Annotated in this window: 9 protein-coding genes; 6 read left to right on the top strand and 3 right to left on the bottom strand. The window is 57.6% G+C overall.

Going from position 1 to position 16,089, the window contains the following annotated elements; all coding sequences use genetic code 11:
- Positions 1-2 precede the first annotated feature (2 nt).
- From I8E17_RS04890 to I8E17_RS04880, 3 genes are all read right to left on the bottom strand, one after another.
- The gene (locus I8E17_RS04890) at positions 3-7,466 is read right to left on the bottom strand and encodes a type I polyketide synthase (protein WP_113366353.1); all 7,464 of its coding nucleotides are present in this window, start codon (positions 7,464-7,466) and stop codon (positions 3-5) included.
- Between the two features lie 343 nt (positions 7,467-7,809).
- Entirely contained in the window at positions 7,810-8,988 is a 1,179-nt protein-coding gene (locus I8E17_RS04885) for a polysaccharide biosynthesis/export family protein (RefSeq protein WP_113366352.1), read from the bottom strand.
- 104 nt (positions 8,989-9,092) lie between these two features.
- Positions 9,093-9,326, bottom strand: a complete 234-nt coding sequence (locus I8E17_RS04880) for a hypothetical protein (RefSeq protein ID WP_219510977.1) — start codon at positions 9,324-9,326, stop codon at positions 9,093-9,095.
- 302 nt (positions 9,327-9,628) lie between these two features.
- Between I8E17_RS04880 and I8E17_RS04875 the strand changes: the two genes are divergently transcribed.
- The 6 genes from I8E17_RS04875 (at position 9,629) to I8E17_RS04850 (ending at position 16,038) form a co-directional block, all read left to right on the top strand.
- The gene (locus I8E17_RS04875; RefSeq protein WP_069616302.1) at positions 9,629-10,465 is read left to right on the top strand and encodes an SAM-dependent methyltransferase; all 837 of its coding nucleotides are present in this window, start codon (positions 9,629-9,631) and stop codon (positions 10,463-10,465) included.
- A gap of 140 nt (positions 10,466-10,605) precedes the next feature.
- Complete coding sequence (locus I8E17_RS04870) at positions 10,606-11,670, top strand: hypothetical protein (protein WP_069616301.1); 1,065 nt, start codon at positions 10,606-10,608, stop codon at positions 11,668-11,670.
- Between the two features lies 1 nt (position 11,671).
- Positions 11,672-12,952: a capsule biosynthesis protein gene (locus I8E17_RS04865; protein ID WP_069616300.1), complete on the top strand. Its 1,281-nt coding sequence runs from the start codon at positions 11,672-11,674 to the stop codon at positions 12,950-12,952.
- Positions 12,953-12,965: 13 nt separating this feature from the next.
- Entirely contained in the window at positions 12,966-13,619 is a 654-nt protein-coding gene (locus tag I8E17_RS04860) for an ABC transporter ATP-binding protein (protein ID WP_069616299.1), read from the top strand.
- Between the two features lie 95 nt (positions 13,620-13,714).
- Positions 13,715-14,914, top strand: coding sequence for a capsule biosynthesis protein (locus I8E17_RS04855; RefSeq protein WP_229002082.1), 1,200 nt, complete (start codon positions 13,715-13,717; stop codon positions 14,912-14,914).
- A 17-nt stretch (positions 14,915-14,931) separates the two neighbouring features.
- A complete protein-coding gene (locus tag I8E17_RS04850; RefSeq protein WP_069616337.1) occupies positions 14,932-16,038 on the top strand; it encodes a hypothetical protein in 1,107 nt (368 codons plus the stop codon).
- The last annotated feature ends 51 nt before the right edge of the window (positions 16,039-16,089 follow it).

The raw sequence follows: 16,089 nt of genomic DNA, 5'->3' as shown, positions 1-16,089 counted from the left end.
GGTCACTGGACGGCCCTTTTTTCCTGGTCTGAGGCATGGCTGCGAGCCAGACGCTCGACCACACCGTCATCACCCGCTGCGTCGCCATTAGCGTCATCACCATTGCGATTCATGACACGATCACGCAAGCGGCTGACGACATCGCCCACGGTGGTACCCTCGCCTACGCCGCTCAGAGGAATATCGAAGCCGGTCTTCTGCTGGAAGCTCATGCCGAGCTCCATGGCCATCAGGCTATCGAGCCCGATATCCTTCAACACCTTGTCAGGCGTCACCGTGTCTTCCGTCACGCGCAGGATGGCGGCAATCTCCGCAGCGATGAGCGCATGCAGCGCGGCCTGAGCCTCCCCTTCCGATTTCCCCCTGATCAGCTCCCTGAGATCGACGTTGTCTCCCTCGTTGAAGACCTGATGACTGCCTCCATGGCGCATCAGCGGCTCGAACAGCGACCGGCCTGAGATCGGCAGCAGGCGCACGGCATTCCAATCGATCTCGGCGATCATGACCGCCGCTGCATCGATCGCGCCTCTGTCCGCAAGCATATAACGCTCCACCTGCTCCAGAGCATCGCGTGCCTTCAGCGCAGCCTTGCCGATGCGCTTGGAAAGGAGATCATTGACCTCGATATTGCGGGCAAGGAAGCCCTTGTCGGCGATGGCGCCGAAACCGACGGCGAGCGCGCACTTGCCGGCAGCGCGGCGCGCACGCGCCAGGCCCTCCAAGTAGCCGTTTGCCATCACATAATTCGCCTGGCCGGGATTGCCGAGCATGGTCGTTGCCGAGGAGAACAGCAGGAAAAGCTCCAGCTTGTCGTCTCGCGTCAGGCGATCCAGATTTTCCGCACCGCGGATCTTGACCTCGAGAACGGGACGATTGCGCTCCGGCGTCAGGTTGGCGAGCAGCGCGTCGTCCAGAACCATGGCGGCATGAACGACACCCTTCAGCGCTCCTTCGGAGCGAAGCAAGGCAAGCAGCGTCTCAACCGCGGCAGCATCGGTGATATCGCAGGCATGCAGCGTCGTCACCACACCCCGCCTGGCCCAATCGGCTATCGCCTTTTTCGTTTCCGCATCGGCAATGCCTCGGCGCGAGCACAGAGCTATGCGGCGCGCACCCCTGGAAACAAGCCAATCGGCGGCGGATAGCCCGAAGCCGCCAATGCCGCCCGCAACGAGAAAAACGCCTCCGGCATCGAAGCGCAGAGATTTCGCAGGCGCTCGCAAGACGCTGTCGACACGAGCAACAGGCGGGCGCACCACGATCTTGCCGATATGGCCGGCATTCTGCATCAACCGGAAAGCGTTGCCGATCTCGTCATAAGCGAAGGCGCGATACGGCAGCGGCGTCAGCTTTTCTTCGGCGAAAAGCTGACCGATCTCCCTGAATATGCGCCGTGTCAGGTCGGGTACATTGACCAGAAGCTGATCGGCATCGATACCGAAATAGCTGACATTGCGCCGGAATGGACGCAGGCCGATCTTGCGGTCGGCGTAATAATCACGCTTGCCAAGCTCCAGGAAACGGCCAAAAGGCTTGACCAGCTCGATGCTCCGTTCCATCGCTTCGGAAAAGAGCGAATTCAGAACGAGATCGACCCCCTCGCCACCCGTAAGCCGCCGCACGCCGGAAACGAAATCCAGAGAGCGGGAATCAAGCACGTGATCGGCGCCGAGCATTTCGAGGAAGCCGCGCTTCTCGACCGTGCCGGCCGTGGCGATCACCTTCGCTCCCCTGTGCTTGGCGATCTGGAGTGCAGCCAGGCCGACGCCGCCGGCAGCTCCATGGATCAGGATGGTCTCGCCGGGCTCAATGCGTCCAAGCTCGACCATCGCATAATAGGCGGTCAGAAAGGCAACCGGCACAGTGGCGGCAGCAACGGTTTCCATCTGCTCCGGCAGCTTTGTCACGCCATCGCGATGGACACGCACATGAGTCGAGAATGCCGCAGGCCCGATTCCCATCACCTTATCGCCCGGCTTGAGATCATCGACCGCGTCGCCCACGGCAAGAACTCGGCCGGCAAATTCCATGCCGATCGTGGCACCGGCAAAGCCGTCTTCCAATGCTTCCTCGGGCAGAACGCCCATAGCCCACATGACATCCCGGAAATTGAGGCCGGTGGCTTCGACGGAGACGACAACTTCGCCCCCGTCGGGCGCGGGAAGACTCGCCTCCTCCCACGCTACGCTGTCCAGACGCCCGCTCACATGCTGGCGGATCGTTGCTGCTGTGAAATCACTGCGGCTCGCTTCGATGGCATCGAAGGGACCGGCCACAGCTCGGACTTCCCGGACCCTTCCGGTCGCGCGATCCAGGAACCATTCCCTATTGTCCGTTTCCGCGACCATCAGGGTATCGACCACCAATAGCGCTCGACTGCCAGCCATATCGGCATCCAGCAGGTGCACGTCAAAGGCATCATATTCATTCTGCAGGACGCGTCCGAAAGCCCACAGGCCCGCATTGGCACCATCGAGAGAGCCAGCCGACAGCGGAGAGCCGCCAGGCGCCACGATGACCATTCGAGGCCGTGCTCCATCGGCGTGCTGAGACAGCAGGTTCGCTAACTGCGTGAAGGCGGAGAGACGTGACAACGAGAGTTCCGCTGCATCGCCGCGCTTCATATCCGCAAGATAGACGACGCGGCGCGTAGCCGGGTCAATGGCATCGAGAGCGTCGACAATATCCGGAGACGATGCGTCGAGATCGATGATCGTTATATTCTTGCCCAGCCTGCCGAGACCCTTCCGGCCTTGCTCCGACAAGATCAGGATCGGATCGACGGCTTCGGCAACAATATCCTCCGCCGGCTGCCGCTCGGAGACGGCCGACACCGTAATCAGCGCACCTTCGGGGAAAGTCTGTTCCTGGATCAGAGACTTGGCAAAGCCCAGAGTTCCGAGGAGATCGGCAATCTGCTGGGGCGTACCGAGCCGTCCGACGGGGAATTCCGGCGACTGGCTATCGGCAAACCAGCTTTCGGAAAGACCGAAGACGAAATCATTGAAGGCGCTCGGTGCGCGATCGACGAGCAGCAGCTGCGCGCCGCTGGCGGCGACCGACCGGACCATCCGCTTGATCTCGTCATTGTGGCGCATCAGATGCTGGCTCTGATCGCCGGAGGCGACCACGATGTCGGCGACATGGTGATCCGTCAGCCTGACAGGATCGGCAACGATAACATGCGCGTCACGCTCGAAGGCGATCTCCAATGCTCGACGGGCTTGCTCGCGCGGCTCAGCGATCACGAGACATGCACCTGAGGCTGCGGCGATCGTTGCCAGCTTTCGACTGAACGCAACCGATATCGAGCCGACCTCAAGAACGTGCCCAATCGGCCCGTCATTGGCCTCGATGGAGGAAGCCAATGCCTCCGCCAGCATCGAAAGCCGTCTCTGGCTCAACGGAGAATGTACAAGCACATGCTCCAGCGTCGCCCCACCCGGCATATTTGCGCCCTGGGCCGCAGGCTCACGCCCCAGCACATGCGGGCGTATCGCCGCCAGTTGCTCGAGCGTCTCGCGATAGGCATCGCCAACGAGGACACTCTCGGCCACGCGCCCGGCGTCCTCACGATAGATTTCTTGCAGCAGTTCCGCCACCGGCGGCAGCGTCGGTTCAAGGGGAACATGCCACCTGCCGTCTCCCGTTTCCGCGATGCCGGCGTCCTCCAAAATGTAGAGGCAATTGACAAGGAAAGACCTGAACTCGGGATCGCCGGGAAGGCCGGAGAATGCGACGGTACCGTTGCGGTCCGCAACCTTCAGCGCGATATCATGGCAGGCCCGATAGATCGCGGCATCAAGAAGAAGACTTGCATTGTTGAGTGCATGGTTCCCATTGGAGCCGTCGTGCAATGAAATCAGCCGTGTGCCGGCGCCGGGTCTGTCTCCGCCGGCGAAAAGAGCCGAAGGCACGCCCTCATAATGAAAGGCGACGGAATCGAGCGTTGCCCTGCGGCGCAGCTGTGTACGGCGGAAACGGCTATCGTCAAGAACGACGACCGGCTTGGCATCTGCATCGAACAGGGTAAAACGGGCCTTGATCGAATTCGCGCTGAACCGCTCGATCTCGATAACGGCTTTGACGATCGGCCTTCCCTTGCCGAAAGCTCTCACGGTGCCGAAATGAACGGGAATATAGGGAGCACCGGTTTCGTCGCCGGAGAATTGATCGAACAATGCGACGAGTCCGTGAAACGCCGCATCCACCGACATGGGATTGAGGTTATAGCTGGCGAAGGGATGAGACGGCGGGGCAGCCGGTTTCAGGTCCACTTCGATCACATGATGACCAAACGCCACGGCTTTCGACAGAAGCTGGAAATGCGGGCCATAATGCAATCCGAAACGATCCGCCGTTTCATAGGTCACGTCGGAGGTCAGCGTCGATTTGCGCTCCGTGTCCGATCGCTCGAGGGATCTGCTGTACCCCTCGCCGGCCAGCGGCTTGCGGCAACGTCCAACCACGTGAACCGTCCATTCGTCATGGCTCAGGCGTTCGCGCGACCGGATCTCGATATCTCCGGTCTCAGGCGACAGGATGGTCGATAGCTCGACCATTCGCTCCTGGGACAATTCCAGCGGCCGGATGATTTCGAGATTGCCGATTTCAACCTCATCCGTCCCGTAATAGCGTTGCGCCGCCGTTACCGCGATCTCGACGAAGCCACTGCCTGGCATGATGGCCTTGCCGTCGACCACATGTTCAGCAAGGTCCGGGAAGAGACGGGCATCGAGATGGTTCTTCCAATTCGAACCATTAAGATCGGCGCGCCAACCGAGCAGCGTATATGGGCTCTTGCGATCCCGACCGAAGATATCGATCTCGTCCGTCGTCGGAGGGGTGCGAAGCTCCACTGGTTCGAAAGGCAGAGACGGAAGTTTGACGAAGGCGTTGCGGGTGGCGCTGCCGCGGGCACGCAGCGCAGGCGCTCCATTGGCGACTGCCCGCGCAAATGATTGCGAAACCGGATCATGGTCGGCGACAGGCGCTTCCCGTAGCAAGGTCGGTATCGCAATGACCTGAACCGATGCCTGTTTGGCGATCTCCGCCACATAGTTCGACAGGATCGGGCGCGGCGAAATCTCGATGAAGAGGTTGCATCCCATTGCCATCGCGGCCTGACAACCAGCCTTGAAGAGCACAGGATCGCGAACATTGCGCCACCAATATTGCGTGTCCAGCAGGCGCCCGTCGCGCAATTCGCCTGTTACCGTCGAAATGAAGATCCCCGTGCCGCTATCCGGCGCGAGATCGGGCAGGTCCGCGAAAAAAGCCTCTTTGGCGCGGTCGATGATCGGATGATGGAACGGATAATTGATATCGAGAACATGCGCGACGATCTGGGATTTGCGCGCAGCGTCCCTGTAGGCCTCTATCTCATCGGCCGGACCGGAGATCGTTACCGAATTCGGAGCATTGATCGCCGCTATATATATATTGTCGAGACCTTTGGATTTCGCAAAGGCCAGAGCGGCATCCTCGCCAAGCACCACGGCAGCCATCTTGCCCTCGCCGGCGAGGAGATCCTGGTGCAACGAGCGCTTGGCGACGATTGCAACCGCTTCGGCTGCCGTCAGCGCCTTGGCGGCATAAGCGGCTGCGATTTCGCCGACCGAATGGCCGAAGACCGCATCGGGCTTGACCCCCATGGACCATAGACAATCCGAAAGAGAAGCCTGGATTGCGAACAGCAGCGGCTGCGCGATCTTGGTATCGGCCAGGCGTGCGGCAAGATCGGAAGCAACGAGCAGATCGGTCAGCTTTTCGCCGAGATAATATTCAAAGAGCGCGCTGAAGGATTGGAAGCATTGCCGGAAATGGCGGTTTTCCTGATAGGCGCCGATACCCATTCCCGCCCATTGCGAGCCGTTGCCGGAAAAAACGAAGGCGATCTTGGCAGCCTGCGCCGGAGCTTCGCCCGCCTCGCCGACCGAATTTCTGCCTGCAAGATGCGCATCGATCGCGGCAAGCACGGCCGCGCTGTCCTTTGCGCGGGCAGCAAAACGATGACGCATGGGTTCGCGATTGGCAGCAGCGGAAGCAACGATCTGACGAGCCTCCTTGGGTTCGGCAGTTTCAAGACGGGTCCTGTAGTCTTCAAGCAGAGTCGAAAGAGCGGACGCCGTATGAGCGCTGACGGCAAAAACGATCCCCTCGCCTCGGATTGGCGGCTCTGGCGGCGCGATCGGATCGGGATCGCTGATGACAACGTGAGCGTTCGTTCCGCCGAAGCCGAAGGAATTGATCCCGGCAAAGCGTGCCTGCTTGGCCGGAAGAAGCTCGATCGTTGATGTGTTGACCCGAACGTTCAATCCCTCGAAGTCGATGGACTCGTTCGGGTGGTCGAAATGCAGCGAAGCCGGAAGGAAATTATTCTCAAGCGCAATCACGGCCTTCAACAGCCCGAAAAGGCCGGATGCGGGTTCGGTATGGCCGATATTGGTCTTGATCGAGCCGATCGGCACCGGCGCGCGCCGATTGCGGCCTATGACTTCACCGATCGCCCATATTTCAGCGGGGTCGCCGACCTTCGTCCCCGTTCCATGCCCCTCGATGAAGGCGATGCGATTGACATCGATATTGCAGCCTTCATAAATCGACTGAAGCAGGGCGGCCTGCGCCTCACGGGACGGCATGGAAATGCCGTTGGTGCGTCCCGAGGAATTGACGCCTACGGCATGGATCCTGGCATAGCTGCGGTCCTTCTCGCGAAGCGCAACGTCTGTCCGGCGCAATACGATCGCCGCACCGCCCTCTGCGCGGACATAACCGCGACCATTATCGTCATACGCGCGGCAGAGGCCCTCTGGAGAGAGCATGCGTGCCTGCGCAAACCCTACGAAGGACATGGGGTTGAGCAAGATATTGATGCCGCCGACGATTGCCGTATCGATCTCGCCGCCCTCCAGCGCCTTCACCGCCTGATCGAGGGCGACCAGCGACGACGAACAGGCCGTGTCGATCGTCATGCTCGGTCCGCGCAATCCGAATATGTGCGAGATGCGGTTGGAAACGATGGAAAGCGTGTTGCCCGTCATGAAATACGGACTGCCCGAGGCGGGGTCTTCCAGCGTCAGATTGCCATATTCAAGTGAGGATGCCCCGACATAGACGCCGACGCGCTGGCCCTCGAATCCATCGAGCGGCAAGTTTGCATCTTCCAAAGCGCGCCAGACTATATTCAGAAGAATGCGCTGCTGCGGATCCATCTGCATCGCTTCGCGCTGGGAAAGGCCGAAAACCGCTGGATCGAAGGCGTAGACATTATCGAAGACGCCAGCTGCGAAACTGTAAGTCTTCCCCTGAATACCAACAGCCGGATGCCAAAAGCGCGCGAGATCCCAGCGCTCCTCTGGTATGCGGCTTACGGTACAACGCCCCTCCTTGAGGACAAGCTGCAGTTCTTCAATCGAACTCGCCCCTGGGGCAACGCTTGCGCGTCCGATAATTTCAACTGTCATGTTCTCTCAGCAATACTCGAAGAAATGCACCAAACTGGCCAGATTCAATATCAACTGCGCACGTTATTATCTGTGGTTGTTATCAACAAAAAAAATGCGTGTGCAACCACTATGAGGCAGCGCAACTACCGATGCAATATGCGATCTCTTGCACCCTTCAATCCAAGTCGAAGATCGCAGCTATTGCTTGCGACGATTGTCGTGTTCTCGACAAGTCAGTTCGCTATGAATTTCCGTTGCCGACAAGGCACGATCCGTCACAATCATACAGATGTCGGCATCCGCCGACGAATAGAAGCGCAGGTAGACCGGATGGCACCGCTGCTCTTTCATTTTTCCAGAATTACTGTCCCAGATTCACCGCTGTTGCTGCTCCCTGGGACGCGATGCCTAGCGGCGTACCGATAAGATTCAGGAACTTCCTGATGTCGACGGACGGATGGCGCGACACGTAGATGACGTCGCGGCTCTTGACCGGGAAGGTCTGCCCTACGATGAGGCTGTCAGGATTGGACATATCGAACCGATAAACGATCGGATAGCGTCCCTTGGCATCCGGCACCATTCCCTTGCGCAGCAGATCCTGGAAACGGGCGGGGCCGAGCAGAATCTTCGCGATTTCAGGCTCTTCGTAGCGGAACAGGAAGAAGCCCTTGGCATTGCTAGAATCGTCGATCGCGCCATGACCGAGGGCAACCGCTTCGAGGAGATTCAGATCGTTCGCTCCGAACTCGATACGGCCGTCTCCACGAACAGAGCCGAGCAAGGTGAAGGTTCGCGGATCGCGGACGAGGAAAATCTGATCGCCGGGCTGCACATAGATATCTTCCGAAGGATGCTCGATGATCGACTTCAGCAGAACCGTGCCGGTCTTGCTGCCGCGAACCAGCGTAACATAGGTTTCATAGGGTTGCGTCGAGGGTCCACCGGCCTTGGCGATGACTTCGGTGATCTTTTCCCTGGTCAGATCCAGCGGCACCATGGAAGGACGGCCAACGGCGCCCGAAACCGTAACGGTGCGCGACGGCGTACCCATGCTCGTCACGATGACATCCGGCTCGACGGCCTTTGTAGCCAGCGCCGCCAGGATTGCCTTGCGAGCCTGGTCAAGCGTCTTGCCCGCGAATCGAACCGAGCCGGCATACGGGATTGCCGCCGTGCCGTCCGGCTGCACGACGATATCGAGCGATACCTGCTTCGATTGCGCCGTCGAAAACAGGCCATCGGCACCAGCTTCGAAAATCGTCACCTTCAATGCGTCGCCGACACCGATAACGACCGGACCGACGCCACCGCCCATGCCAAAACGGCGATTGAGGGTGGAAGAAACATAGTCGGAAACCAGGCGCGCACTGCGGCTGTCGATGTCGACAATGTCGAAAACTGCGGCATTCCTGCGACCCAATTCAACACTGGATTGACCGGCATCTTTTACAATAGCGCCAGCCAGCGGACCTTCGCTCGAAACGGAATTACACCCCGCCAGAACCACGCAACAAAGTACGGCGCCAATACGAAACAATTAAAACCCTCAAACCAATTAGCTGCCGTGATTACCTGATGGCATACATCGGACATAGAATGCATCAAATCTATCGACGCCTTGAAAAGCATACCGGGCGCGCGTCAACAAGCCCAAACGCCGGGAATACAATCAAAAATATCAGGTGCGATCATCTGAACACACCCGGGTTTAAAGAAGCGCCCCATCAGATCGAGTTTATAAGGGGCAAAAGCGGTCAAAGCAATTTGCACGAGTATTATTTGCGGTTTAAAATTAAAATTTTCTGAAAAATAAAAAGGAGCCGTTAAGTAACGGCAATAGTAAAAAAGCGGCCGAACAGCGACATAAAGTTCCACAGAATCGCACTTGTGCCGCTTTTCATAAGATTGCTATTGCCTGTAAAAGGGTTGAGTCCTGACCCGCAACCCATGCAGAGATGACAGATCACAACAATCGGTACTTGCCGAATTTCTGCCTCCAGCGAGATAGCATCAATGGCTCCTCGAATCAGCCTCGGCAATCCTCGATTGTCCACCGGCACTTATAAATTCCGCCAACTTGCTGCGAGGCAAAAAGCGGTTTTGGGGGGCTGCGATACGCCAAAGCGAGAACTTCTCCGGATCGGCGGGATGCCGGTTGAAATGAAGGTTATGTATTAATGCTTGGTTTTTCAAAGCGCTCCCAGAAGAAAGCATCGAAAAGTCCTCTGGAGATATTCGATCAGTACGAGCAAGGCAGGCCAGCGCACCAAAATGCCATCGATGCGCTTCAAGGATGGAACTGTGCGTTCCCGCCGGAATTCGGTCTTAACGCCGGCAACCTGCCTCTTTACGCCGACGACCGCATCGATTGGGCGTTGCACACATTCGGATCGATAGAAGGCAGGACCGTTCTCGAAGTCGGGCCGCTTGAGGGGATGCATACCCATATGCTGAATTGCCAGCGCCCGGCGCGGATCGATGCGATCGAAGCGAACCGTCTCTGTTTTCTAAGATGTCTGGTCACCAAGCAGATTCTGAACATCGACACCGCCTCTTTCATGCTCGGCGACATTCAGGCGTGGCTGACGGAAGGCGAAGAAATCTATGACTTAGCGCTTGCATCGGGGGTTCTCTATCATATGGCCGACCCCGGCGAGTTTCTTCGCTTGCTCGCAAAGCGGTCCCATGCGGTTTTCATCTGGACGCACTTCGTCCTTGAGGACGCAATGCCCGAGGGCGATGTGCGTTGGCTGCCTTTCAGCGGTAAAGTGGAGACGAAACTGATAGATGGCCTTGCGGTGCGTTATTACGAGCGTAGCTATCACCACGCCAATGCCAATGCGTCTTTCTGCGGAGGCATGAAGGACCGGCACTTTTGGATGCATAGGGATGACATCTTGATGCTACTGCGTACATTCGGCTTCAATGACGTTGTCATCCGAGATGAAAATCTAAGCCATCCAGGCGGCCCCAGCTTCTCGCTGCTGGCACGAAAAGCGCCCAGCGAGGCCTGACGAGGTTCGAATGCCAAGGCACGACATCTGCGATATCGATAGGCATCTTGATAGATGTGATACTATGCAGGGCGCAATGACGCCACTCCATCACCAATTTCGGCGCTGTGCCGATTTGGTAGACGCGCCGGAGCAACTCCGTGCTTTTTAACCTCGAATACGATCATGGCAATGTTATCGAGGGCTATCTGATCCCCGATGGCTTTTCCGACAAACCGCAAATCAGAATCTCGGACGCCGCCGGCGATCTGATGATCCTGCCGTGCGACCAGCTCAAACAGGCGGTCATCGATTCGGGACGGCACGAAGATGGCTATGTCGGATTCCGGCTCGACACAACAATCATGCCGGACCTCATGGAACGTACGTCGCTGATGATTCATGACGCCAAATCCGGATTGTTGATCTATCGGCGACCGCAAGTATCGAACACGATTCCGTTAAAGATTGTAAGGCTCGAGACACAACTGCTGCCAATGGTCAAATTCGACTACTATTGCGGCCGCAATTTTCAATACGAGCTTTCATCCGTCGAGCGCTTCGGTCACGAAACGACCCTTCAGGCCTTTCATCTGAATGCCATCCAGTCAATCTATCTTAGCGGCCGCCTCTTGATGCGCAATTACGAAGAATTCCTCGACAAGGGATTCAAGGCCATCGTTCTGCTCACCGATCCCTATTACGAACTTGCTCTGCGGATATTCCTTCTGAAACGGATGGCGAAAACTCAGATTTCCTTCTTCGGCGATCGCGACAAGATCATCCTGGCGCCTGCCGCGGAGCATTTCGCCGAGGTAAGCCTTGAAAACGAAGCCTCTCTCAAGACGGCCCTGAAGAAGGCCCCCCAAAGCGTCAGAAACGTTCTCGTATCTCCGGTCACCCGGCAATTGGCCACGACCATACCGGAACAGACGGTGACACGTGCCGATGTCGCCAGCGCCATCGATCTTCTCTCGCGCTTTGCAATTGTCGGTTTCGATACGGACAGTCTTTATTTTCAACAGGCGCTCAGCGAGCTCATCGGGATTTCGGTTGACGATTTTCCATTGCCACCCAGACACAGCACCCTTGAAGACGTTGCGACAAGGTTGCGTTCATTGCATATTGCCGAGCTCATGCTCGAAGAGGATTTGATTTTCGACCACTATGTACGTCAGGCGATGAAACCAACCGCGCCCGGACTGCCGGAAACGATTGCAAGCTGACATGCCGAAGCCAGTCATTGAAGACGCGATAATTCAGGACTCTCCGCGGGTAAAAACGGGCCGGCATATCCTGCCTTCGCTGTTTCGGCGCAGGCTGCCGGCGCAGCGTGCGCGCACCGATCTCGAGGACATCGAATACATACCGGTGCATGATGGCAACGAGCCCGAAACACAGTCGGGCGGTAAGCCGCCGCTGAGGCTTATCGGCTTCGTATTGCTGGTTATCCTGCCTTTTCTGGCCAGTTCGGTGTATTACGCCTTCATTGCCTCAGATCAATATGTGGCGGAAGCACGTTTTGCCGTTCGTGCCGTGTCGGGAGCAGGCGACACCAGCGATGCCGGCGACCCCGGCGGAGCCACCAGCGCTCTAAACATGCGCTCGGCTTCGCAGGACGCCTATGTCGTCACCAGCTTCATTCACTCGACGGAAATTCTGAACCGGATCGGCAAGAAGCTCGATTATCGGGCCATGTTTACCCGGCAGGATGTGGATTTCCTGTCGCGATTCGGTTCGGCGCGATCCGACGAAGAGTTCCTGAAGTACTGGAACGACCATGTCAGCGCCTATATAGACGTCACCTCCGGCATCATCACACTGAAGGTCAGGGCTTTCACACCCGATGATTCCGTCAAGCTCGCTGACGCCATCATCGAGGAAAGCGAAAAGCTCATCAACGAGCTTTCCGAACGGGCGCGCAATGACATCGTGCAGAGCATGAAGGCCGACGTTCAGAAAAGCGGCAAGGCCTATGGCGAAACGCTGATCGCCCTCAACCAGTTCCAAAATGCATCCGGCCTTCTCAGCCCGCAGATGCAAGCCAAGAACAGCGGCACGCTTCTGACAGGGCTGCTGGCCCAGAAACTGGAATTCGAAACGCGCCTCTTCGTCATGCGGCAATCCAATGCCCAGAATTCTCCGACCTATCAGCAGCTCAATCTCGCCAAAGACAGCCTCGATGCACAGATCGAAAAGATGAAATCGGAGTTGACAGGTCCTGAGAATGCAAGCCTTGCAAAGGCCCTGCTGGACTATTCCAGGCTGGAGACCGATCGCATGATCGCGGAAAAGCTCTACGAAAGCGCGCAGAAGAACTACGATGCCGTGCTAGCCGAAGCTCTGCGCAAGACGCTCTATCTCGCCGTTTTCGTCAAGCCGGTGCTGCCAGACGAATCGATATTTCCGCGCCGTGTCAGCACACCGCTGATCATATTGCTTGCGCTTATTGTCACCTGGGCGACCCTTTCTCTCATCTGGGCATCCGTCGAGGATCACCGGATATGAGGGGGAAAGCACCATGATCAGCTTCAAGAACGTCTCGAAATTCTTCAAGACACAGAGCGGCAAGAAGATCATTCTCGACCGGGTGCATTGCGAGTTCGAATCCGGCTATTCCTACGGCCTGCTCGGCGTGAATGGTGCCGGAAAATCGACAACGATCCGCATGATTGCAGGCACGATGCTGCCGAATTCGGGCAAGATCAGCAAAAATGTTCGGGTATCCTGGCCGCTGGGCCTCGGCAGCGGCTTCAATCCCTTCATGACGGGGCGGGCCAATGTTCATTTCGTTGCGCGCGCTTACGGCGAGGATGTCAGGCGCGTCTCCCGCTTCGTCGAAGAGTTCGCCGAATTGGGCGACTATCTCGATGCGCCGGTACGCACCTATTCCTCGGGCATGAGCGCTCGATTGGCATTCGGGCTCTCAATGGCGATCGAGTTCGAATGCTATCTCGTGGACGAAGTTCTGGCGGTCGGCGATGCGCGCTTCCAGGAGCGCTGCCGCATCGCATTCGAGAACAGGCGCAAGAATTCCGATATCATCATGGTGTCCCATAGCATGAGCATGATTAATACACATTGCGACAGGGGTATTGTACTTGTCGATGGCAGACTTATCGTCTTCGATAAGGTAGAGCAGGCTATCGAAGCCTATTATAGATTGAATCGATAGAAGATCAGGGATCGACGGCAAGGCCCAATATGGCTCATGATACCGAAAACGCGCCAAAAACGCTTCAGCTCAGCGCGACGGAGCATAGCCGGAACGTGGCCGCGAATTTGTCCGTGGCGGCGCGGAAACTGCGCTTCTCGACATCGAGACGAAGCCAGTTGTTCAAGGCCGTCGGCCTGCGGCCCCGCCCGATGCAGCAGGTCATCAGCAAAGCCATCCTCGCATCGACCGTTCTGCTGCTTGTCGTCCCCAATGTCGCTTCGATCTACTATTTTACCTGTGTCGCGTCCGATCAGTATCAATCGGAAACGCGCTTTACGGTCCGCACCTCCACGCCCGCACTCGGCAGCAATCAGATTACCAAGGTGACCGGCCTGCCGCCGGCGCAGATCGTGCAAAATACGCTGATCGTCACCAATTTCATCAAGAGCAAGGACATGGTTACCGCGCTCGAGGAAAGGGTCGACTTTCAAAATATCTACGGCAACGACTCGATCGATCGGATTGCGCGCCTGAAGAAGGATGCGAGCTCGGAAAAGCTGCTCGATTATTGGGAAGACATGGTCTCGGTCAAAATCGATGCGAACAGCGGCATCGTGACAGTCAAGGCGCGTGCTTTCACGGCAGCCGACGCCCAGAAAGTATTGCGCGAGGTTGTCGCCGCATCCGAAGTCGTTGTTAACGATGTCAACACCCGTATCTGGCGGGACGTCATAGCGACCGCACAAGCGAACCTGGACAATGCAAAAGATCAGCTGCAGAAAGCACGTGACAAGCTTTTGATTGCGCGCAATCAGACCGGCGTCCTCAGCGTCGAGGGATCGTCGACGGTTATCACGAACCTGATCTCGTCCGTTCAGAAGGAAAGAATAGATCTTCAGCAGAAATATGATGCGCTGCTTGGAACGGTCTCCGCCGATGCCCCGCAAATGCGCGTGCTCAAACGCGAGATCGACAGTAGGCAGAAGCAGATCGATCAGCTGAACAGTCAAGTCGCCGGGCAGAACAAATCCGAACAGAATCTCGCGGACGTTTCCGTGGATATGTCGCAGCGCGAACTGGAACAGAGCCTTGCCGAGCAGCAATTTGCCACGAGCATGAAGACGCTCGAACAGGTCAAGTTCGTCAGCAAGCAGCAGCTGCTCTACCTCGATACGTTCCTGGCGCCCAGCCTGCCCGACGAGGCGGAGTATCCTCAGCGGGCACTCTGGATCGGCGGGATCTTGGGTGTGACGCTCCTTGCCTGGGGTGCCGTTTTCGGCATCCTCGCAAATCTCCGAAGTCGCCTGGCATGATTTTGCGCGGAAGCCCCATGCAAGTTTTGCGCGACATCGTCTATCAATTGCTTCCAAGACCGCGGCCATCCGGCGCATTGGCGGAAGATGGTGAGCGCGTTGCCAGGCGTCTGCTCATCTTGTCGCGCCACCCCAATCCGAGCTTCAGCTACTATCTCGCTGAGCGGGCCAAGACACTCGGCCACATTCCGGTCATCATGAAAGGCCTCGACGACCCGCTCGACGCTATCGATAGCGACGGACTCTTCGTCATCATTTGCCGCTACATCAAGCAGCCGCAATTGCGCTGGCTGGAGGAAAGGCGAGGCACGCTTGCCGGGGTCGCCTATTTCGTCGACGACGACATTCCCGCCGTCGTGACCGGCAACGAAGCCGGTTGGCTCTATAAGTTCAGGCTGATCAAATTGGCGGTCCGCCCAATGCCGAGGGTCAATAGGCTCCTCACTCATGTCTGGACTTCGACCGAACCCCTGGCAAACGCACTCGCGATGAGAAGCCATCGGATAGATATCCTGCCCCCGCTTCCAGCGGATGCAGCAGAAATCGTGGTGAATGGCAGGGATGACGGAGCCACGCCGCTGAGGATGGTTTACCATGCCACTGGCGTCCATCGCCGCGAACATGAGTTCCTCATGCCGATCGTCAAAGCCGCGATGGAAAAACACGGCAACCTGCATTTCGAGGTTTTTGCCGCCGGCGCTCTCGCCCGACGCTGGGCTTTGCAAGGGATCGACCCGGCGAGAATAGCGATCATTCCGCCGCTCCCGTGGCCGGCCTATCTCGCAAAGACAGCGCATCATCAAGCCGATATCGCTCTGGCTCCTCTTCTGTCCGGAAAGATCAATGCGAGCCGCTCGGATACCAAGCGGATCGACATCAGCCGCCTGCAGGCAGCAGCCATATTTTCCCGATGCCCGACTTTCGAACGATGCGTCGTCGCCGGGGAACTTCACATCGGCAATACCGCCGACGAGTGGCTTGCCGCTATCGACCTGCTCATCGGCGACCGCGCGCGACGGCTTTCTGCTCGCGATGCCACACGACATTCGATCGAGAAAATGCGGCTGTATGCCAGTCCGACATTTCCCGGCATACGTTTTGAATCTCTCAGCGGCGCGGGCTAGGCCAGGAATTTCTCAGGCAATGCCTCTGCTCGCATTTAGAAGAAATCAATT

Origin of the sequence: Rhizobium sp. AB2/73 (assembly GCF_020871915.1) — a bacterium.
Lineage (GTDB): Bacteria > Pseudomonadota > Alphaproteobacteria > Rhizobiales > Rhizobiaceae > Rhizobium > Rhizobium dioscoreae.
The sequence above is the reverse complement of the archived record's forward strand: the minus strand, read 5'-3'. Positions and strand labels throughout refer to the sequence as shown.